The 19,877-nt window shown below is 61.2% G+C and carries 21 protein-coding genes and 1 tRNA gene; 12 read left to right on the forward strand and 10 right to left on the reverse strand.

Translation table 11 applies throughout. The annotated features are described in order from the left end of the window. Positions 1-8 precede the first annotated feature (8 nt). Together OZ428_RS17815 and OZ428_RS17820 are read left to right on the forward strand one after the other, a co-directional pair. Positions 9-539 carry a GNAT family N-acetyltransferase gene (locus tag OZ428_RS17815; protein WP_269130713.1) on the forward strand — a complete coding sequence of 177 codons (531 nt, stop codon included), beginning with the start codon at positions 9-11 and terminating at the stop codon, positions 537-539. Next, positions 540-794, forward strand: coding sequence for a hypothetical protein (locus tag OZ428_RS17820; protein WP_269130714.1), 255 nt, complete (start codon positions 540-542; stop codon positions 792-794). Positions 795-832: 38 nt separating this feature from the next. Here OZ428_RS17820 and OZ428_RS17825 read toward each other — a convergent pair whose 3' ends face one another. From OZ428_RS17825 to pvdQ, 3 genes are all read right to left on the reverse strand, one after another. Further along, a complete protein-coding gene (locus tag OZ428_RS17825) occupies positions 833-1,030 on the reverse strand; it encodes a hypothetical protein (RefSeq protein ID WP_269130715.1) in 198 nt (65 codons plus the stop codon). Between the two features lie 208 nt (positions 1,031-1,238). After that, a tRNA-Cys gene (locus OZ428_RS17830) sits at positions 1,239-1,312 on the reverse strand. A gap of 212 nt (positions 1,313-1,524) precedes the next feature. After that, positions 1,525-3,810 (reverse strand): bifunctional acylase PvdQ, encoded by a 2,286-nt coding sequence (gene pvdQ / locus OZ428_RS17835; RefSeq protein ID WP_269130716.1) that lies wholly within the window; start codon positions 3,808-3,810, stop codon positions 1,525-1,527. 237 nt (positions 3,811-4,047) lie between these two features. Between pvdQ and OZ428_RS17840 the strand changes: the two genes are divergently transcribed. Continuing rightward, positions 4,048-4,428, forward strand: a complete 381-nt coding sequence (locus OZ428_RS17840; protein WP_033903021.1) for a fe2+ zn2+ uptake regulation protein — start codon at positions 4,048-4,050, stop codon at positions 4,426-4,428. 6 nt (positions 4,429-4,434) lie between these two features. Here OZ428_RS17840 and OZ428_RS17845 read toward each other — a convergent pair whose 3' ends face one another. The 6 genes from OZ428_RS17845 to OZ428_RS17870 form a co-directional block, all read right to left on the reverse strand. Continuing rightward, complete coding sequence (locus tag OZ428_RS17845; protein ID WP_010210250.1) at positions 4,435-4,623, reverse strand: hypothetical protein; 189 nt, start codon at positions 4,621-4,623, stop codon at positions 4,435-4,437. A 111-nt stretch (positions 4,624-4,734) separates the two neighbouring features. Beyond that, complete coding sequence (locus OZ428_RS17850; RefSeq protein ID WP_442964842.1) at positions 4,735-5,481, reverse strand: ABC transporter permease; 747 nt, start codon at positions 5,479-5,481, stop codon at positions 4,735-4,737. Between the two features lie 11 nt (positions 5,482-5,492). Beyond that, positions 5,493-6,692, reverse strand: a complete 1,200-nt coding sequence (locus OZ428_RS17855; RefSeq protein WP_269130718.1) for an ABC transporter substrate-binding protein — start codon at positions 6,690-6,692, stop codon at positions 5,493-5,495. Continuing rightward, a complete protein-coding gene (locus tag OZ428_RS17860; RefSeq protein WP_269130719.1) occupies positions 6,679-7,482 on the reverse strand; it encodes an ABC transporter ATP-binding protein in 804 nt (267 codons plus the stop codon). The genes OZ428_RS17855 and OZ428_RS17860 overlap by 14 nt, the downstream gene beginning before the upstream one ends. After that, on the reverse strand, positions 7,479-8,540 hold the full coding sequence (locus OZ428_RS17865) for an acyl-CoA dehydrogenase family protein (protein WP_269130720.1): 1,062 nt from the start codon (positions 8,538-8,540) through the stop codon (positions 7,479-7,481). Before OZ428_RS17865 ends, OZ428_RS17860 begins: the two co-directional genes overlap by 4 nt. Positions 8,541-8,573: 33 nt before the next feature. Next, a complete protein-coding gene (locus OZ428_RS17870; RefSeq protein ID WP_033903025.1) occupies positions 8,574-9,134 on the reverse strand; it encodes a carboxymuconolactone decarboxylase family protein in 561 nt (186 codons plus the stop codon). A 102-nt stretch (positions 9,135-9,236) separates the two neighbouring features. Between OZ428_RS17870 and OZ428_RS17875 the strand changes: the two genes are divergently transcribed. Next, positions 9,237-10,142: an AraC family transcriptional regulator gene (locus OZ428_RS17875; RefSeq protein ID WP_016978064.1), complete on the forward strand. Its 906-nt coding sequence runs from the start codon at positions 9,237-9,239 to the stop codon at positions 10,140-10,142. Here the strand turns inward: OZ428_RS17875 and OZ428_RS17880 are convergent. Further along, positions 10,139-11,050 carry a LysR family transcriptional regulator gene (locus tag OZ428_RS17880; RefSeq protein WP_269130721.1) on the reverse strand — a complete coding sequence of 304 codons (912 nt, stop codon included), beginning with the start codon at positions 11,048-11,050 and terminating at the stop codon, positions 10,139-10,141. The two genes, OZ428_RS17875 and OZ428_RS17880, sit on opposite strands and share 4 nt — an antisense overlap. A 118-nt stretch (positions 11,051-11,168) precedes the next feature. Between OZ428_RS17880 and OZ428_RS17885 the strand changes: the two genes are divergently transcribed. The 8 genes from OZ428_RS17885 (at position 11,169) to glgA (ending at position 19,876) form a co-directional block, all read left to right on the forward strand. Further along, positions 11,169-12,164 carry an aldo/keto reductase gene (locus OZ428_RS17885; protein ID WP_269130722.1) on the forward strand — a complete coding sequence of 332 codons (996 nt, stop codon included), beginning with the start codon at positions 11,169-11,171 and terminating at the stop codon, positions 12,162-12,164. 131 nt (positions 12,165-12,295) lie between these two features. Next, positions 12,296-14,290, forward strand: a complete 1,995-nt coding sequence (locus tag OZ428_RS17890; RefSeq protein WP_269130723.1) for a methyl-accepting chemotaxis protein — start codon at positions 12,296-12,298, stop codon at positions 14,288-14,290. Positions 14,291-14,371: 81 nt separating this feature from the next. Further along, the gene (locus tag OZ428_RS17895; RefSeq protein WP_033903032.1) at positions 14,372-14,830 is read left to right on the forward strand and encodes an SRPBCC family protein; all 459 of its coding nucleotides are present in this window, start codon (positions 14,372-14,374) and stop codon (positions 14,828-14,830) included. A gap of 97 nt (positions 14,831-14,927) precedes the next feature. After that, the gene (locus OZ428_RS17900) at positions 14,928-15,374 is read left to right on the forward strand and encodes a DUF411 domain-containing protein (protein ID WP_269130724.1); all 447 of its coding nucleotides are present in this window, start codon (positions 14,928-14,930) and stop codon (positions 15,372-15,374) included. Further along, positions 15,371-15,814, forward strand: a complete 444-nt coding sequence (locus OZ428_RS17905) for a YqaA family protein (protein WP_269130725.1) — start codon at positions 15,371-15,373, stop codon at positions 15,812-15,814. Before OZ428_RS17900 ends, OZ428_RS17905 begins: the two co-directional genes overlap by 4 nt. Positions 15,815-15,858: 44 nt before the next feature. Further along, positions 15,859-16,860, forward strand: a complete 1,002-nt coding sequence (locus tag OZ428_RS17910) for an alpha/beta fold hydrolase (protein WP_269130726.1) — start codon at positions 15,859-15,861, stop codon at positions 16,858-16,860. A 26-nt stretch (positions 16,861-16,886) separates the two neighbouring features. Beyond that, positions 16,887-17,840 (forward strand): D-2-hydroxyacid dehydrogenase family protein, encoded by a 954-nt coding sequence (locus OZ428_RS17915; RefSeq protein WP_269130727.1) that lies wholly within the window; start codon positions 16,887-16,889, stop codon positions 17,838-17,840. Between the two features lie 482 nt (positions 17,841-18,322). Beyond that, positions 18,323-19,876 carry a glycogen synthase GlgA gene (gene glgA, locus OZ428_RS17920; RefSeq protein ID WP_269130728.1) on the forward strand — a complete coding sequence of 518 codons (1,554 nt, stop codon included), beginning with the start codon at positions 18,323-18,325 and terminating at the stop codon, positions 19,874-19,876. The last annotated feature ends 1 nt before the right edge of the window (position 19,877 follow it).

Below are 19,877 nucleotides of genomic sequence, written 5' to 3' on the forward strand. Positions count from 1 at the left end.
AGGGAACCATGCTCCGTATTCATCAAGCGACCCCAGCCGACCTTGACGCCTTGCGCGACGTTGGCTGTACCACCTATCGAGAACACTTCGCGCAGATCTGGTCGCCCGGCGGATTGCAGGCGTTTCTGGATCGGGACTTTTCCCACGACGCCTTGCGCCAATCACTCGAAATGTCCGACAGCCATTCATGGCTGCTCGCGTCGGATGACAACGCGCAAGTCGTCGGTCTGGCGAAGGTCAACTGGTCGGCGCCGGCGCCCATAACAGGTGAAGTTGGCGCAGAACTGCGCAAGATCTACTTTCTCAAATCCGCCGCCGGGCGCGGGTATGGCAAGCGATTTATGCAGTTCATTTGCGACCAGGCTGTAGAGCGTGGTGAGCGCTCGCTGTGGCTGACGGTGCTCAAGTCCAATCCCGATGCACGACGGTTTTATGCGGCGTTTGGGTTCAAGTGGATCGGAGAAACTCCATTCAAGACGGACCTGGCTGAAATTGGAATGGACGTGATGGAGCTTGAACTCAAGCGGCGAGGAGCCTGAATGGATGAGTTGATAAAAGGCCTCGACGGACCCAGGACGGCGCAGCAGGAATTGTTCTACGACCTGGAAGATGCGGCGGCGGTGATTGGGTGGTCGGTAGTCGAGTTGACGGCTATGGCAGCCAGCGGCAGGACGCCGGATGAGGCGGTGGCGCTGATGAAGATTTGCGCGCTGCTGGCGGCGCAGCAGGAGAAATTTCGGGCGTATGCAGGTGAGGTCAAAGACCAGAGGATCGTCAGGTCTCAGGTCCTATAAGCCCGACGCAGCGGCCGGGCTCATGGAATTACAAATGTTCAGTTATCGGGATGCTCGCTCGCCACTGAATCAGCAGCGTCTACATCCGACATGTCCTCTTCAAGAGGCGCGTCATCGTCCGGCGGCAACGGAGCACTCTCCTCATCGCGCTTCGGATCGTGCCCTGTCTCATTGTCGGTGCCGCGGGTTACATCCTGCTGAGAAATATTCCCAGGGGCATTTTCATTGATTTCCATGCTGGCTCTCCGTTCTTACGCTCGGGATATCGGCGCTTAAACATGGGATCAGGCAGTGGTCAGCGAGTGCGATGTACTGGACGAACGGCAGAAAGCCTTACGCAATGGCAAGGCGTTTCAGAGTCAACGCCTAACGCGCCAGACTTCCAAAACTTTTTCAAAGCCAATAAAAAACCCCGTAGACGTTAATCTACGGGGTTTCTAAGAGTGGAGGCCGAGGTCGGAATCGAACCGGCGTAGGCGGATTTGCAATCCGCTGCATAACCATTTTGCTACTCGGCCTCAAACGATCAATGTCCTGGCTGCTGACACTCACCGCATAAAAACTTGAGTGGGCTATGAAACCCTGCCTCTACTCTAACTCATTGAATACATTGAAGTTTTTAATGCTTCGTTGCGTTCGATGGGCGCCATTATGTACGTATTTGCCAAAGCGTGCAACCCCTTGATTTCAAAAATATTTCGTATTGGCATCAAGGGGTTGCGGGGCTGCCCTACTCCTTGATGTGGAGTTGTTGGTACTGCGGGTCGGCCTTGATTTGCGCTTCGGTGAAGGGCAATGGGCTGAGTTTTTTCTGGGAGAAGGCTTGGGTCTGGTCCTTGGCGTGTCTGGACGCCGGGTTGCTGGACTCGGAGAACGCGAGTACGCCTTGGGCATGGGGCCCCTGGTCGTCGAAGGTGACGATTTGCAGGTAGCTGGTGCCGCTGACCACTTCACGCTTGCCGTCGGCGCGGGGCACGGTTTGCATGGCGTTGTAGATTCCCAGCTCTTGCGGGCCGCCGTGGATCGGGGTTTGGCCGGAGACTTGGAGGTCACCCCAGGTGCTGTTGGCGGTGAGGCCGAGTTTGGCGACGTCGGCGGTGGACGCCAGCATGGCGTCGCGCAGGGCTTTGGCGACGTCCGCCCGTTCGATGGCCAGGCCGCGTGGCGTGGTGAGGGGTTGGGCCGGGTCGAAGGCGACGCGCCAGGCGTCGGGGATTTGCTGCAGGTGTTGCACCAGATTGATGAAGTGCACCAGGCCGATGCCGCTGTCGAGGTTGGCGCGCTGGTCCCAGTTTTTCAAGTCGGTGCACAGGGGCTGCAGCGCAGTGGCGTCGGCGCCGAGGTGTTTGGCGCAGAATGCGAGCACGTCGGGCATGACTTGGCCCGCCAGGTACACCTCGTTGTCCATCACCATGTTTTGCAGGTCGGTGACGCTGATCGGTTTGTCCAGGGATTGCAGGCGTTGCAAGGCAAAACGCGCGCGTGGGCCGAGGCCGATATGGTCCTGGCTGATCACTGGGGAGAAGCCGGTGAGCGGCGCCTTGGGGTTGGCCAGCCAGGCCGAGTCGTTGGAGTGCTGCACGTAGTCGGTGCGTTGCAGTTGCGGCAGTTGCTCGGCCGGGAAGATGCCGGCCTGGGCTGCGCGCGGGTCAATGTCCCAGGCGCAGGCGCTGTGGGCGCCGTCGAGCATGATCATCTGCAGGCCTGCACGGGGGTCGCTGCATTCCGCGAGTTTGGCCGCGCTGACGTTGGGCACCACCGACTGGTTCATATACAGGCTCTGGCCTTGGTCATCGGCGGCCAGGGTGTTGACCCACGGGATACCTTGCAGGGTGTGCACCGAGGTTTTTAATTGGTCTAGGCTGCCCGCGCGGTTCATCGCGTACCACTGTTGCAGCACACGGTCGTTGCCCAGGTTGGCGTCACGCAGGCTGAAGGCGTAGCGGTTGTCCCAGTCGAGCTTGCCCGGCCATTGCACCACCGGGCCGAATTGCGAGCTATAGACGGTGTGCGACTGACCCTTGAGTCTGCCATCGGCTTGTTTGACCTGCACCGTCACCGTGGTTTTATCCAGGGCGACGGATTTGCCATCAAGCAGGTAGCGCGTGGAATCCTTCGGGTCCAGGGTCAGTCGATACAGGGTGAAGTGCTTGGACGTGTCCACGGTGTGAGTCCACGCCACGTGTTGGTTGAAGCCGATATTGATCACCGGCAGGCCCGGCAGCGCCGCGCCCATCACATCCAGCTGACCGGGGATGGTCAGGTGCATTTCATAAAAGCGCATGCCGCCGACCCAGGGGAAGTGCGGGTTGGCCAGCAGCATGCCGCGCCCGTTGAACGAGCGATCACGGCCCACCGCCACGGCGTTACTGCCGCGATCAAAGGCGAAGCGCTGCTGATTGGCGGCGGCCAGTTCAAAAGCTTTCGAGCCGGTCTGTACCCGGGCCGTGGCTTGGGGCGGCGTCGCCCCCACCAAGGCTTCAGCGAATTGGCCGACACCGCCTTCCACCAATAACCTACGGGTCAGCTTGACCAAGTCTTCCGCCACCAATGGCCGCACCCACGCCGCCTGGCACTGCGCCGGAGCGCCCTGCTCTTTCAGGTAACGGTTGTAGCCGGCCACGTAACCTTGGATACGTTGCTGGATCTGCGGGCTTTGCGCCTTCCAGAACGCGGCGACCGATTCCGGCGTGTTGAGCCACGTGAAAAACACGTCACTGGCCAGATTGTTGCGCTCTTCCAGGGTCGCCTGCTCGGGGCCGAAGAACTTGGCGCGCTCGCCATTCACGGTGACCACTTCATTGGCCAGCAGGCACAGGTTGTCCTGGGCATAGGCGTAGCCGATGCCGAAACCCAGGCCACGCTCATCGTTGGCGCGGATGTGCGGTACGCCGTAACTGGTGCGCCGGATATCCGCCGACGCTTGCGTCACCGGTTCCCGCGCCGAGGCGGCCAGGCTCAATCCCAGCAATACGCCCGCCACACCTACCCTGGACAACCCATTGGAAATAATCACGCAAACTCCACCGTCAGATTTAACCGCCTCACAAGGGGTAATAACCCCACCGTAAGAACGCAAACCACCAGGAATAATTTAGCGCGACGGCACGTTTATTTAAGGCAATGCGGATGTGACAAAACCGATACCGACAAAATTTCTACATCCGGCACTTCATGATTTTGCTCGCTCGTTCGTCTTATTAACTAAGAGCGCTCATTTTTTCCTGATCAGGCTCTGATAAGGAGTTTTTGCATGTACAACCCGCAAGTGCCCACGGATGGACATTCACCGGCTGCCGAGGCCAGTTTCGGCAACGGCGCACAAGCGTTCGGCAAAACGCCCGAACAGCAAGGCAACCAGCGTATCCGCCACCTGCTCAAGTGTTTTGGCTTGCGCACCAGCCTGATTCGGCTGAAGGTCATCGACGCCCTGCTCACCGCCGCCGACAACCAGCGCACCCTCGGGGTACGCGGCGTGCACAGCCATCTGCTGGAGCTGGGCATTCCGTTGTCGTTTCTCAGCGTGCGCGAGGTGCTCAAGCGCCTGTGCAGCGAGGGCGTGATCACCCTCAATGCGGATAAAAGCTACAGCCTCCATGAAGAGGCTGCCAAGGTGCTCGAAGGTCGCGCCTGATCGCCCTTAGAGCTTGACCTTGCGGCGCATGATGCCGTTGATCACCACCACGACCACTGCGACGGCAATGGCGATGGTCTGGAACGTCTTCTCACTGATAACCCCGGTGTTCTGCAAATAGGACAGGCCAAACATCGTCGCCAGTACGGCCAGGGCAATCAGAATCGAATATTTCAAACGTTGCTTTTGTGTCATGACGGGTTCCTGAACCTGAAAAATAAAGCGTCGAACCTGTCCTACGCGCAAGGGCGAACAGATCCGACAGGCGCTCATGTTACAGGCGATGAAAAACTTTGGCTCGACCAATCAGCCGGCGTGCACCCAACGCTGGTGCAGCCAGCGCGCCAAGGCATCCAGCGCAAAGCCCAGCAACCCGATCAGCAACACCATCGCCATCAGCTCCGAGTAGGCCAGCCGATCACGGGTGTCGAGAATGTAGTAGCCCAGCCCGGCACTGACCCCGAGCATTTCGCACGGCACCAGCACGATCCACAAGATGCCAATGGCCAAACGCACGCCGGTCAGCACATGCCCGACCACACCGGGAATGATCACCCGGCGCAAGGTTTCCCAGCGCGTCGCACTCAGGCTGCTGCTCAGCTGCAGCCAGCGCGGGTCCAACTGCCGTACGCCGGCAGCGGTGTTGAGCATGATCGGCCACACGGCGGCAAACGCCAGCAGGAAATAGATCGGCGGGTCCCCGACCCCCATCAGCATCACCACGATGGGCATCCACGACAGCGGCGAGATCATGCGCAGGAACTGAAAGGCCGGCGTGGTCGCCGCTTCCAGCGTGCGCGAACGGCCTACCAGCAGCCCCAGTGGAACCCCCACCAGCAACGCCAGGAACAGCCCGACAAAGATGCGCTTGAGACTCACCGCAATATGCAGATACAGCTCACCGCGTCCCAGCAATTCCCACAGGCTACCGAAGGTGGCGGCCAGGGAAAAACGCGCAGACAATCCATCCGTCGCGCCAAACACCTTCACCCCCAGCCACCAGAGCAACAGCAACCCCGCCAAGCCACTCAACCCGAGCAACCAGCCCGGGATTTCACGGTTGTTCAAACGCCGATCTCCTCATGCCGCGCATAGCCGTCCGGCAAGCCAAAGGTCTTCATGCCGCCCACGGCCTCGATGGCGTTGCGCACGAAGCGGTCGTCCACCAGGTCCTTGGCGACGAACGCCGGGTCGAGGTCAGCGAGGAATTTCTTGTCGCCCTCGATCAAGGTGTCTTTCAGGCGCCGCACCAGCTCCTCGGTGTAGCTGGGGAATGGATACGGCTGGAAGTCGATGCGGTGTTCATCCCAATTCCCGTGCTGGATCGCACCGTCTGCCAGGTAGGCGGCACGGTCGGCGGCAGCCGGCGCCAACACCTTGCTCAATACCGGCTCGGCATGCGGGGTGTAGCGGTTCGGGCCGTCCTTGGACAGCAGCTTCACCGCTTCTTCGCGGTTGTCGCGGGTCCAGACCTGCGCCTTGACGATGGCGTTCACCACCTTCTGCGACCACTCCGGACGGTTGGCCAGGTCGTGTTCGTGCATGAACACCACGCAGCACGCGTGGTTGCGCCACACGTCGCCGGTAAAGCGCTGCACGCGGCCAACCTTGAGGTTTTCCGCCAGGGCGTTGAACGGCTCAGCGACGATATAACCGTCGATGCGCTGGCTGGCCAGGGCCGGTGGCATGTCCGAAGGGGGCAACACGATCAGGTTGACCTCATTGGCCGCAATCGCACTGCCCGCCGCCCGTGCCACTGGCGTGAGGCCGTTGTCGCGGAACAGTTGCTGCACCACCACGTTATGGATCGAGTACCAGAACGGAATCGCCACTGATTTGCCGCCCAGTTGCTTCACATCGGTGATGCCCGGCGCCACGGTCAGGCCGGAGCCGCCCACATGGTTCCACGCCACCACCTTGGCCGGCACCTTGCTGCCATAACGTGCCCACACGGTCATCGGCGACAGCAGGTGAATCACATTGACTTGGCCCGAGATAAACGCCTCGATCACCTGCGCCCAACTGCGCAGCAACACCGGGCGTTCGGCCTTGATGCCTTCGGCTTCGAACAGGCCATTGTTGTGCGCCACCAGCAGTGGCGTGGCGTCGGTGATCGGCAGGTAGCCGATGCGCACCGGCGCATCCGGCTCGCTGGCGGCGCGGGCTTGCAAACTGCTGAGCAGCGGCAAGGCACCGGCGGCGCTGAGTACGGCGGAAAGTTTAAGAAAGTCGCGGCGCGAATGGGTCAGGTCATCCAGGCACATGGGCAGGCTCCAGCAGATCAAGGGGGTTGGTTTGAGGGCGGCTCGCCTGCCGTAAGGTTTTAAGGATGTCGATACGCAGCGCGCCGATGGCTTCCACCTGTTCTTCGCGGGGTTGCGGCAGGTCGATCAGCCATTCGCCCAACGTCCGCGCCGGACGGTTACCCAGTAGCAGGATGCGGTCGGACAGCAGCAGCGCTTCGTCAATGTCATGGGTGATCAGCACTGCCGCCGAGCCTTGCTCGCGGTTGACCTTGAGCAACAGGTGCTGCATATCGGCGCGGGTTACTTCGTCCAGGGCGCCGAAGGGTTCATCCAGCAACAGCACCTGGGGCTGGCGTGCCAGGCAGCGGGCCAATGCCGTGCGCTGGGCCATGCCGCCGGACAACTGCGCCGGGAAGTGCTGCCGCGCATGCTCCAGGCCGACGGCTGCGATGGCATGGTCGACGCGCTGGCGGCGCTCGTCAGCGCTCAGATGGGGTTGCCGGGCGAAATCCAGGCCGAAGGCAACGTTCTTTTCCAGGTTCAGCCAGGGCAGCAGGCTCGGGTCCTGGAAGGCTACCGCCACGCGTGGATGAGGACCGTTCAACGGCTCGCCCAGCACGCGCACACTGCCGCCCTGCGGTGCCTGCAAACCGGCGAGGACGCGCAACAGGCTGGACTTGCCCACACCGCTGGGGCCGAGGATCGACACCACTTCACCGGGTTGCAAGTGCAGGTCGAAGTGCTGCAACACCGGCCCGCTGGCATAGCCCAGGCAAATCCCCTGGGCACTTAATGCGGCCGCTGTCATAGGTTGGCCTGACGCTGCAGTTCAGTGCGCAATTGCACCAGGCTTGGCGTCACGATCGGCACAAACGCCGACTCACGCCAACGCCGCGCGAAACCACTGCCGTGGGCGGTGAGATAAGCCTTGCCGCCGCTGGCCTGCAACTCCAGCTGCACGGCGCTGGCGGCGGTCTCCGCCAGGGCGATGCGCAGCTTGAACAACGGCACCGGTTCGGCGGCGAAACGCCCTGCCAACAGGCCACTTTTCAAGTCGTTGACCACATGGTCCAAGGTCACGCGCAGGGTTTCCAACTCTTCGCGCAGCACCGTGCGGGTCGCGCCCAGGTGGTTGGCGACTTCCGCCAGGGAACGACGCGCCAACCCGATGGACATCCCGCACTGCAGGCCCAGGAACGCCGGGCGCACCGCCGGCAGGAATGTGCGCGCGTCTTCGTGCAGCAGCCAGTCGCGACTCAGCTCCACGCGTTCCAGATCCAGGGCCGCCGTGTTGCTTGACTGCAAACCGAGCAATTCCAGGTCGCGAGAACGCTGCAAACCTGCCACCGAGTCCGGAATCGCCAGGATAAACGGCGCACCACCGCCCGCGTGCTCAATGGCCGCCGCCGCGACAAAACCGTTCTTGCGCAGGTTGGTCACCCAGTGCAGGCGGCCGTTGAGGGTCCAGCCGTCGTTGGACGGTTCGGCGCTGATCTGCAGCGCCTCGATGCCCGACAAGAACTTCATCGCGTTGGACAGCCCCGTCGCCCCCGCCAGCTTGCCGCTGAGCAAATCGGGCAGCAGCTGTTCACGCAGCCGCGCATTGGGACTCTGCAGCAGATACTCGATAAACGAGCGCTGGCCCCAGCACACGAATGCCGCCGCCAGGGAATGGCTGGCAACGTTGGCGATGGCCTCTACGGCGCCCGCCACATCACCGCCCAGGCCGCCCAGGTGAGTCGGCACGCCGATGCGTAATACGTTGGCCTCTGCCAGCCGTGGCAGCACTTCCTGTGGATCGCAACTGCCCACGTCCAAGGCTTGCGCCTGGATGTCGAGCCAACGGCTCAAGATGGGGTCAAGCATTCCTGTTTCTCCTTTACAGCAGGTGGGCCAACTTCAACTTGCGGGCTTTTCCCAACGGTATTGCGCCAGCTCCGGGTTCAGTGGAGTACGAGCAAACACGTTAGCGAAGTTGCACAAGGTTGCCAGGCTGACGCCCAGAATCACTTCCAGGGCCTGGCCTTCGGTGTAACCGGCGGCGCGGAATGCGTCATAGCCCGCATCGCTCACATCACCCCGGGTGGCGATCACTTCGCGGGTGAAGGCCGCCAGGGTTTCATAACGGGCATCGGGCAGCTCGCCACGTTGACGCAGGGCTTCGATGACGCTTTCCGGCAACTTGGCTTTGTTACGTGCGACGGCGGTGTGGCCGGCCACGCAGAAATCGCAACCGTGAGTGGTGGCGGCAATCAGTTGCACCACTTCGCGGTCGGCCAGGCCCAGTTCAGATTTGGCGTTCAAAGCGGAGACGGTGATGTAGGTTTCCAATGCGGCGGGTGCATTGGCCAGCACCGCGAGCAGATTGGGAATGAAGCCCGAGCCTTTCAGTGCGTTTTCCAGCAAAGGCTTGGCCGCTTCCGGCGCAGTTTCAGGGGTGAGCAAGGGTACACGGGACATGGAGGGGTCTCCTGATGAGTTCGTGTATCCAGTCTGTTGGTTATAAAAAATCGCCTCAATAGTCTAAAGTAGCGATTACTTGCTCTTGAGTCTTTCCATTAGATGAATTCGTCCAGTGCACTTGTCGATTGGTTATTAGACAGCCTCGAACTCGACACCAGCCTGTTCCATGTGGGTCGTTATTGCGGCGACTGGCATGCGAGCACCCATGGCCTGGCGAGCGCGAGTTTCCACCTGATTGTGCAAGGCCAGTGCTGGCTGCATATCGACGGCGACGCCACGCCTCATCGCCTCGATAACGGCGATGCGGTGTTCCTGCTGCGCGACCTGGAATATCGCCTCTCCGGCGAGCCCACGGCGGCAAGCGCACAGGAATGCCCGCGCGTGCCCATGGTGCCCCTGGACAGCGCCGCCAGCGATGGCGTCGGCCTGGTGTGCGGGTTCTTTCACTTCCAGTCCGGTCTGTCGGCGATGATCGTCGACACCCTGCCCGCGTGGATCATCCTGCGGGCGGGCGATCCCTCACTGACTGCCGCGCGCAACCTGTTCGAACTGATCCTGCAAGAATGCCAGCGCCTGCCTGCGCCCTCTTCGGCCTTGCTTGAACGGCTTTGCCACCTGTTGTTTCTGTATGTACTGCGCCAACAGGTGCTGGACAACAGTGAACTGGGCGGCCTGGCGGCACTGGGTCGGCAGCCGGCGTTTGCCGGTTTGCTGGAACAGCTGATCGCGCACCCGGCCGATGCCTGGACCCTGGAAAGCATGGCCGCTTGCACCGGGCTGTCGCGTTCGGCGTTTTTCAAGCGCTTCAATGAACTGTGCGGGCAGTCACCGGGGCAAGTGCTGCTGATGATGCGCATGCGTCATGCCTGCCAGTTGTTCAAGCAGGACCAGACGGTGGCGGATGTCGCGCTGGCCGTGGGTTATCAGTCGGTGGCGGCGTTTACCCGGGCGTTTCACAAGGTGACGGGGCAACAGCCTGGGGCCTATCGCAAGGCACAGGCTTAGCGGCGCAAGCCAGTGCCGGGTTTGGCGCAGAGTTCGACCAGCCAGTCCACAAACACGCGTACGCGTTGGGACAGTTGGCGGTGCGGAGGATACAGCGCCGTCAAGGCCATTGACGGCACGGCAAACCGGGGCAGCACTTCCAACAGCGTGCCTTGGGCCAGTCGCTGCCTGGCGTGATAGTACGGCGCCTGGATCAACCCGTAGCCCGCTTCGCAAGCACAGAAGTAGCCGTCGGCGCTGTTGACCGCGACCACCTTTGGCAGGTTGAGCGTACGCAATTGGGAGGCGAGTAGAAACTCCAAGCCAAACCGCTTGCCGCTGGCGGCCGAGACGTATTCGACCATCTGATGGTGGGCTAAGTCGTCGAGCGTTTCGGGCACCCCCATACGCTCAAGGTAAGCGGGGCTGGCCAGGGTGATTTGATCCATCATCGCCAGCGGCCGCGCCACCAGCGAATCATCCAGCGCCAGGCCACCGCGCAGCACACAATCGACGCCTTCACGAATCAGGTCAACCGGCCGGTCATTCAAGCCGATTTCCAATTCAATCTGCGGATACAGTGCGGTGAACGTGGGCAGTGCGGGTATCACCAGAAAACGGCCGATGCCCGACGGCATATCAATGCTCAACGTGCCGCGTGGGTTCTGCCGACTCGCGGAAAACACCGCTTCAGTTTCCTCAAGGTCCGACAGCAATTGCACGCAGCGCTGGTAATACGCAGCGCCATCCAATGTAGGGCTGACCTGTCGCGTGGTGCGTTGCAACAGTTGCACGCCAAGGTGCGCCTCCAACTGCTTGATCAGTACGGTCACCGAGGCGCGGGGCAGTTGCAGGCTGTCGGCGGCTTTGGCAAAGCCCCGCAGTTCGACGATCCGGGTGAACACGCGCATCGCGTTGAAACGGTCCAAGCGTCGGCTCCTTGAGCTGATTATTTAGAAATACCGAATAGTGTTAGTGCTTTTAGCCGGTTTATCCCGATTTTGTCGAGCGTGACAATGCAGGCCTTCCCAACCAGGAGCTGTCCCCATGCACACTCGTCCACTCGGTAACAACGGCCCACTCGTCTCCGCCATCGGTCTCGGCTGCATGGGCATGAGCGATTTCTACACGCCCGGTAGCGATACCCGGGAAGCCACTGCGACCCTGCACCGCGCGCTGGAACTCGGTATCAACTTACTGGATACCGCCGACATCTACGGCCCGCACACCAATGAAGCACTGATCGGCAAAGCCATTGCCGGCAAACGCGACCAGGTGTTCCTGGCCAGCAAATTCGGCATCGTGCGCGACCCGGCCAACCCGGCGCTGCGTGGCGTCAACGGGCGCCCCGACTACATCCGCAAGGCGATTGACGGCACGCTGCAACGCCTCGGCGTGGACACCCTGGACCTGTATTACCAGCATCGTATCGACCCGCAGGTCGCCATCGAAGAAACCGTCGGCGCCATGGCCGAGTTGGTGCAACAGGGCAAAGTGCGTTACCTGGGCCTGAGCGAAGCGTCCGCCGCCACCCTGGAGCGTGCCCACAAGGTGCATCCGATCAGCGCCCTGCAAAGCGAATATTCGCTGTGGAGCCGTGATCAGGAACACAACGGCTGCCTTGCCGCCTGCCAGCGCCTCGGCATTGCCTTTGTACCTTATAGCCCGTTGGGGCGTGGTTTCCTGACCGGCGCCCTGCAAAGCCCGGATGACTTCAGTGCAGATGACTATCGCCGCTTCAGCCCGCGGTTCCAGGGGGAGAACTTCGGCAAAAACCTGGAACTGGTGAAGCAGGTGCAGGCACTGGCCGCCGACAAAGGCGTGAGCGCCGGGCAACTCGCACTGGCCTGGGTGTTGGCGCAAGGTAACTTCATCATTCCGATTCCCGGCACCAAGCAGCGCAAGTACTTGGAAGAGAATGTGGCCGCCCTCGCGATCCACCTCAACCCGGCTGAATTGGCGGCGCTGGAAGCTATCTTCCCCGTCGAGGCAACCGCCGGCCTGCGTTACCCGGAAGCGGTCATGGCCATGCTGGATATCTGAGCGAAGGAGCGCCCTCAACAGGCGCTTTTTTCTTGCACGATCGTACCTAAAGCTCCTCCTCGCCAAGCCGATATCCCGACGAAGCTCTAACAAAGCCGCGTCGGTCATAAACGCTTCGTAAGGACGACCCCATGCCCCCACTGCGCTCCATCCAAGCCCGCTATACCCTGTTTCTGGTGCTGTTCGTCCTGGTGTTATTTGTGTTGACCGTCGTGGGTATCGGCCAGTTGGTCGCGCCCACGCTGCGTCACACCGAAGAACAGGTGGTGCTCAATCGTATCGCCGAGGTGGCTGAACAGATCCAGGGCGAGCTGAACAAGGTTCAGTCACAGCAACGCAGCATCACCCAGACGGTCCCGTTGCTTGACAGCGATGCCATCGACAAGGTCCTGCCTGGCCTGGTCGACCAGTATGGCGAGCTGAAAGTCTTCGGCGGCGGGATCTGGCCGTTGCCCAACCAGCGCACACCGGGGCGCAACAAGCACAGTACGTTCTGGCACCGCGATGCCTCGGGCAAACTGGCCGTCAACACCTTCTGGAACAGCGACCCTGCGCCCAACTATTACGACCAGAGCTGGTACAAAGGCGGCCTGGCCTCCCCGCGTGGCCAATGCGCCTGGGCGGCCGCCTATAAGGACGACGCCAGCCAGGAGCCGCGCACCAACTGCGCCATGGCGATCCAACGCGACGGCGTGCCCTATGGCGTCGCCACCATCGACGTGACCCTGGGCTTCTTCAATGACCTGGTGGCCAGCAAAGAAAAAGACATCGGTGGCCAAATGCTGATCGTCGAGGGCGACGGCAAGATCATCAGCAACAGCTCGCGGATCAGCGGCCCGGTGGTGTTGAAAAACATCAGCGAACTCACCGGTACCTCTGCGTTTGCTGCTCAAATCAGCAAGGCCCTGGTTAATCGAGACCAAGCGCTGCAACGCGGCGAATTCGACAACCAGGGCGTGGCCAGCACCTTCTATATGCGCCCGATCGCAGGCACGCCGTGGTTCCTCGCCACCGCCCTGCCCACCTCGCTGATCACTGCCCAACGCGATGACGTACTCGGCACCCTGGCCCTGCTGCAAATCCCCATGGTGTTGTTGCTGGTGCTCCTCGCGGTGTATGCGATCCGCCAACTGGTGCAGCGCATGAAGTCGCTGAAAACCAATATCGACGCGCTGTCTGCCGGCGATGCCGACCTGACGCGACGCATCACCATCCGTGCCGAAGACGAGCTAGGCGCGATTGGTCATTCGGTGAACCGTTTTATCGTCTACCTGCAGAACATGATTGGTGAAGTGACCCAGGCCACCGGCGCCATGTCGTCGAGCCTTGAGCAACTGCAGCGGACCTCGGCGCACACCAACCAGATCCTGGTGCGGCATGCCTCGGAGACCGATCAGACGGTCACCGCCATCACCGAAATGAGCTCCACCGCCGACACCGTTGCGCAAAACGCCGCCGAAACCGCCGCATTCACCCAGCGCGCCAATGAGCATGCCGACCGCTCCCGAGTGGTGGTGGGCGAAGCGTCCACCAGCGTCAGCGCCTTGATCGGCGAAGTGTCCAGCGCCACCCACAGCGTGGAAAACATGCGCCAGGACGCCGCACGCATCACCGAAACCCTTGGCGTAATCGGTGCGATTGCCGGCCAGACCAACCTGCTCGCGCTCAACGCGGCAATTGAAGCCGCACGTGCCGGCGAGCAAGGCCGGGGCTTTGCGGTGGTGGCCGATGAAGTGCGGGCGCTGGCGGCACGCACCCAGGCCAGCACCTCGCAGATCAACGACATGCTCACGCGTTTGACCGCTGGCGTCAGTTCCTCGGTGGCCGCCATGGAAAACACCCAGGCCAGTTGCCAGTCGGCGGCGGATGCCACGGCAAGGGTAAACACCGGCCTGGATGAAATGGCCGGTTCGGTCAGCCATATCAACAACCTCAGCACCCAGATTGCCACGGCGGCCGAGCAGCAGAGCGCGGTGACCGAGGAGATCAACCGCAGCATGGTGCAGATCCGACAAATGGTCGAAGAGCTGGTGCAGAGCGGCCATGCCACCGAAACCAATACCCAAAGCCTGCTGGAGGCGAATGGCCGGGTGATCGCTTTGATGGGTCGATTCAAGGTGCAGTGATAAACGGCTGAAACACTCCCGTGCAATGTGCGGGAGTGGGACTATTCTGACAGTTCCTAGTCGCAACACAGGAGGTGTGCCATGCGAGCTGCCGAGCAGTCGGTCCGTTTGGAGCGGATCAGTCAGGAACGCTTTATCCGAGCCCCTATCGAAGCCGTCTACGACTATGTGACCCAACCGGATCGCTGGCACGAATGGCACCCCACGTCCCTCAGTGCCGACACCGGCACCACCGGTTCACTGCCCGCAGGCGCACGGTTTACCGAGTTCATCGACCTGCTGGGGGTGCGTGTCCCCATGAGTTACCGCGTGCAGATCGCCCGGCGCCCTGGCGAATTCAAGACGGTGTTCACCTCCCTGGCCGTGGATGGCTCCATTCATTACTTCCTGCTGCCCCATCAGGGCGGCACGCTGTTCAAGCGGGTGTTGACCTACGAAACCGAGCTGCAACTGGCCACTTTGCATGAGCGCATGATCGAATTGTCGACCATTGCCCTGGACCAGTTGAAGCACCGCCTGGAAAACCCACCCTTCGTATAATTTGGAAACATTCCCAACCGGTAGGAGCTGGCTTGCCTGCGATGACGGCGTCATGATCGCCGCCATCCCGACGGCCCTCTCCTACACGCGAGTTCCTATGAAAACCACATTGCGCTTGGCCTTATTGTCAGCCCTGTTCACCACCACCCTGGCCCAGGCTGCCGACCTGATTCCCATCGACGTGCACCGCGACGCCAACTGCGGTTGCTGCAAAAAGTGGATCAGTCACCTGGAAAGCAATGGTTTCAAGGTCAATGACCACGTCGAAGCCGACATGAGCGCCGTCAAACAACGCCTGGGCGTGGCGCCGCGCCTGGGTTCGTGCCACACCGCCGTGATTGACGGCAAGTTCGTCGAAGGCCACGTGCCCGCCGAGCAAGTGCTGGCCTTGCGTAAACGCGATGACCTGCTGGGCTTGGCCGCGCCGGGCATGCCCATGGGCTCACCGGGCATGGAAGTCGAAGGCCGCAGCGAGGCCTATCAAGTCATCGGCCTGAGCCGTGCAGGCAAAGATGTGGTGGTGGCTGAATACCCGGCGCAATGATCGCCGGCTACCTGGGGTTATTCTTCGCGGCCTTTGGCGCCGCAACGCTGCTGCCACTGCAATCGGAAGCCGTGCTGGTGGGCCTGCTGCTCAGCGGGCATTACAGCCTCTGGCTACTGCTGGGCGTTGCCACGCTGGGCAATGTGCTGGGCTCGGTGGTCAATTGGTGGCTAGGACGCTGGGTCGAGCATTTCAAGGGGCGGCGCTGGTTTCCTGTCAGTGACAAGCAGTTGGACAAGGCTCGCAACCATTACCAGCGCTGGGGCCATTGGACGTTGTTGCTCAGTTGGGTGCCGATCATTGGTGACCCGCTGACCTTGGTCGCCGGGGTGATGCGTGAGCCGTTGTGGCGATTCCTGCTGTTGGTGACTTTAGCCAAAAGCCTGCGTTATGGGGTACTCGCTGCCGTGACCTTGCACTGGGTGTTAATCCCCAGTTAATCGTCCCGCAACAGCATCCGAGCACCCTTCTCGGAGCGTTGCCAATGCCCCTGATCCGCGCTTTTTGCATCACCGGCCTGCTCGCCGTCAGCACCACACCCGCCTTTGCCGCCAGCTACGGCCCCGAGCTGCAAGGCTTTGAATACCCCTACCCACTCAAGCATTTCGAATTCCAATCCCAGGGCAAGTCCCTGCAGATGGGGTATATGGACGTGCCCGCCAAAGGACAGGCCAACGGCCGCAGCGTGGTGTTGATGCACGGCAAGAACTTCTGCGGCGCTACCTGGGAAGGTTCGATCAAGGCGTTGAGCGATGCCGGATACCGGGTGATCGCGCCGGACCAGATCGGCTTTTGCAGCTCCAGCAAGCCCGACCATTATCAATACAGTTTCCAGCAGTTGGCGACTAACACCCATCAACTGCTGGAAAAACTCGGCATTCAAAAGGCCACGGTTATCGGCCACTCAACCGGCGGCATGCTCGCCACGCGTTACGCGCTGATGTACCCCGAGCAGACCGAACAGCTGGCAATGATCAACCCGATTGGCCTGGAAGACTGGAAGGCACTGGGCGTGCCCTCGCTGACCGTCGACCAATGGTATGCGCGTGAGCTGAGAGTCAGCGCCGACGGGATTCGAAACTATCAACTCAACACCTACTACGTCGGACGCTGGAAGCCCGAGTATGAGCGTTGGGTAGACATGTACGCCGGCCTGAGCAACGGCCCAGGGCATACCCTGGTCGCATGGAACTCGGCGTTGATTTACGACATGATCTTCACCCAGCCGGTGTACTACGAGTTCAAGAACCTGCAAATGCCCACGCTGCTGCTGATCGGCACGTCCGATAACACCGCCATCGGCAAGGACGTCGCGCCGCCGGCAGTCAAGGCCAAGCTCGGCGACTATGCCGTGCTGGGCAAGCAAGTGGCCAAGTTGATTCCCCATGCCACCTTGGTGGAGTTCCCGGGCCTGGGGCATGCACCGCAGATGGAGGAACCGGCCCAGTTTCATAAAGCGCTGTTGCAGGGTTTGAACGCCCTTTAATCCAACCTTTTTCGAGGCACTCGTGAATGTCGGTACAGATCGCAGTCATTGATGATTGGCAGAATGTGGCCAGTGGCGTGGTGGATTGGTCAGTGCTTGAGGCCGTGGGCCAGGTGCATTTCCTGCACGATTACCCGGCGGATACCGCCACCATGATCGAGCGTTTGCGGGGCTTCGAGGTGATTTGCGTGATGCGCGAACGCTCCACCTTCGACAAGGCTCTGCTGCAAGGTTTGCCAAAGCTTAAATTGCTGGTCACAGGTGGCATGCGCAATGCGGCCATCGACATTCACGCCGCCAAGGCGCTGGGCATCACAGTCTGCGGCACCGACAGCTATAAACACGCCGCGCCCGAATTGACCTGGGCGCTGATCATGGCGTCCACCCGCAATCTGCTGGCCGAGGCCAATTCCTTGCGCGCTGGCCATTGGCAGGTTGGCCTGGGCGGCGATCTGCATGGCAAGACCCTGGGCATTCTCGGCCTGGGCAGCATTGGCCAGAAAGTCGCGCAGTTTGCCCAGGTGTTCGGCATGCGGGTGATTGCCTGGAGTGAAAACCTCACGCCGGAACGCGCGGCGGAATCGGGCGTGACCTGGGTCAGCAAGCAGGCGCTGTTTGAACAGGCGGATATTCTTACCGTTCATCTGGTGCTTAGCGACCGCAGCCGTGGGCTGGTGGACGCCGAGGCTTTAGGGTGGATGAAACCCAGCGCGCGCTTGGTGAACACGGCCCGTGGCCCGATTGTGGATGAGTCTGCGCTGGTACAGGCATTGGAAAGCGGTCGCCTGGCGGGAGCCGCGCTGGATGTGTACGCCGAGGAACCCTTGCCGGCGGATCACCCGTTCCGCCGCCTGCCGAACGTACTGGCGACGCCGCACGTGGGGTATGTGAGCGAACAGAATTACCAACAGTTCTACGGCCAGATGCTCGAAGACATTCAAGCGTGGGCCAAAGGAGCGCCCATTCGCGTGCTGGGCTGACGCACTCTTTCGGAGCATTCGCACTCTTGTGGCGAGGGAGCTTGCTCCCGCTGGGGCGCGCAGCGGCCCTATTCTGGGTCTGCTGCGCAGCCCAGCGGGAGCAAGCTCCCTCGCCACAGAAAGTACCCTTCCAAAGCTTTCTTCAAAGCAGCATATCGTTACAAGTTTTTTGTCCTACAAAATTTCCGCAGAAAGCCTACAAGCTCTAGGATCTGTCCTAGACTCATGACCGATGGGTCCGTTCGAAAACAAAAACCCCGCAAAAAATCGAAACTTTCCAACTCTGCCGTAGGTCCAGTTTTAAGGTAAGGCGAGCACCCGCGGTTCACGCGAAATGCCCGTCCATCCAATCTTTTTTGGCTAACCGTGCAACTGGCATACGCCTTGCCAGTTTGTACAGTGCTTGTGCGCCTGGCCGCAGGATGTGGCCATCGGAGCTAATGGCAGCGGGCCATTAGCCGACCAACATGTGGGAGAGAACTATGATCAGTGCCGCTGTAGATATTCAGGGAGAGCGTGTCAGTCAGCCGGTAGGGGGACCTTCGTTGGTCGACCTGCCCACCACTGTGCGGCCGATCGTGAGTCAGAATCCTAATCGCAAGAAAGTCCTGTTCGTGACCTCCGAATTTGCCGACCTGGTGAAAACCGGCGGCCTGGGCGATGTGTCCGCGGCCCTGCCCCGCGCCATGGCCCACCTGCACGATGTGCGGGTGCTGATTCCCGGTTACCCGCAGGTGATGGAAAGCGATAACCCGATCCATATCATCGGTGAGCTGGGTGGCCACGCCGCGCTGCCGCCGTGCAAGATCGGGCGCATGGACCTCAAGGACGGCCTGGTCATCTATGTGTTGATCTGCCCCGAACTGTACGAGCGCGAGGGCACGCCCTACGGCGCCAATAACGGTCGCGACTGGCCGGACAACCATATCCGTTTCGCCCGCCTGGGCCTGGCCGCCGCCGACATGGCTGCCAACCTCGCGCAGATCCACTGGTGCCCGGACCTGGTGCACGCCCACGACTGGCCCGCTGGCCTGGCGCCGGCGTATATGCACTGGCGTGGGTCACGCACACCGACGCTGTTCACCATTCATAACCTGGCCTATCAAGGCGTGATCAGCCTGGCTTCCACGCCGGAACTCGGCATTCCACCCCACGCCCTGCAACAGGAAGGCATGGAGTTCTACGGCAAGATGTCGTACCTCAAGGCCGGCATGGCGTATTCCAGCCACATCACCACGGTGAGCGCCACCTACGCCCGGGAAATCACCACCCCGGAATTCGGCTGCGGCCTGGATGGCTTTCTTGCCAGCAAGACCCAGCAAGGCTTGCTCAGCGGCATTCCCAACGGCATTGAAGACAGTTGGGAAACCTCTACCGATCCACACCTGACCCACAACTTCAACATCGGCGACTGGGAAGGCAAAGCGGTCAACGCCGCCCAAGTGCGCGAGCTGTTCGGCCTGAGTGAATCCACCGGCCCGTTGTTCGCCGTGGTCTCACGCTTGGTATTCCAGAAAGGCCTGGACCTGACCGAAGCCGTGGCCAGCTTTATTGTCGAGCAAGGTGGGCAGATCGCCATTATCGGTCGCGGCGAGCCGGAAGAAGAAAACGCCATGCGTGAACTGGCGCTGCGCTTCCCCGGCCAGATTGGTGTGCGCATCGGCTTCAATGAGACTGATGCCCGGCGCATGTTCGCTGGCAGTGACTTTTTGCTCATGCCGTCGCGCTACGAGCCGTGCGGCCTGAGCCAGATGTACGCCCAGCGCTTCGGCTCGCTGCCCGTCGCGCGCAATACCGGCGGCCTGGCTGACACCATCGAAAATGGCGTGACCGGTTTTCTGTTCAATGAATCCACGGTCGACAGCTACAAAGAAGCCTTGAGCCGCGCGTTCAAGGTATTTGCCTACCCTGGCCTGCTCAATGCCATGCGCTGCCGGGCGATGACGCAACCGTTCAACTGGAGCCAGGCGGTGGAACCCTACGCCGAGCTGTATGAGCAACTTGTGGCCAAGGCCTTGGGGAAATCCGCTAAATAAT

Origin of the sequence: Pseudomonas sp. GXZC, from assembly GCF_026967615.1 — a bacterium.
Lineage (GTDB): Bacteria > Pseudomonadota > Gammaproteobacteria > Pseudomonadales > Pseudomonadaceae > Aquipseudomonas > Aquipseudomonas azotoformans_A.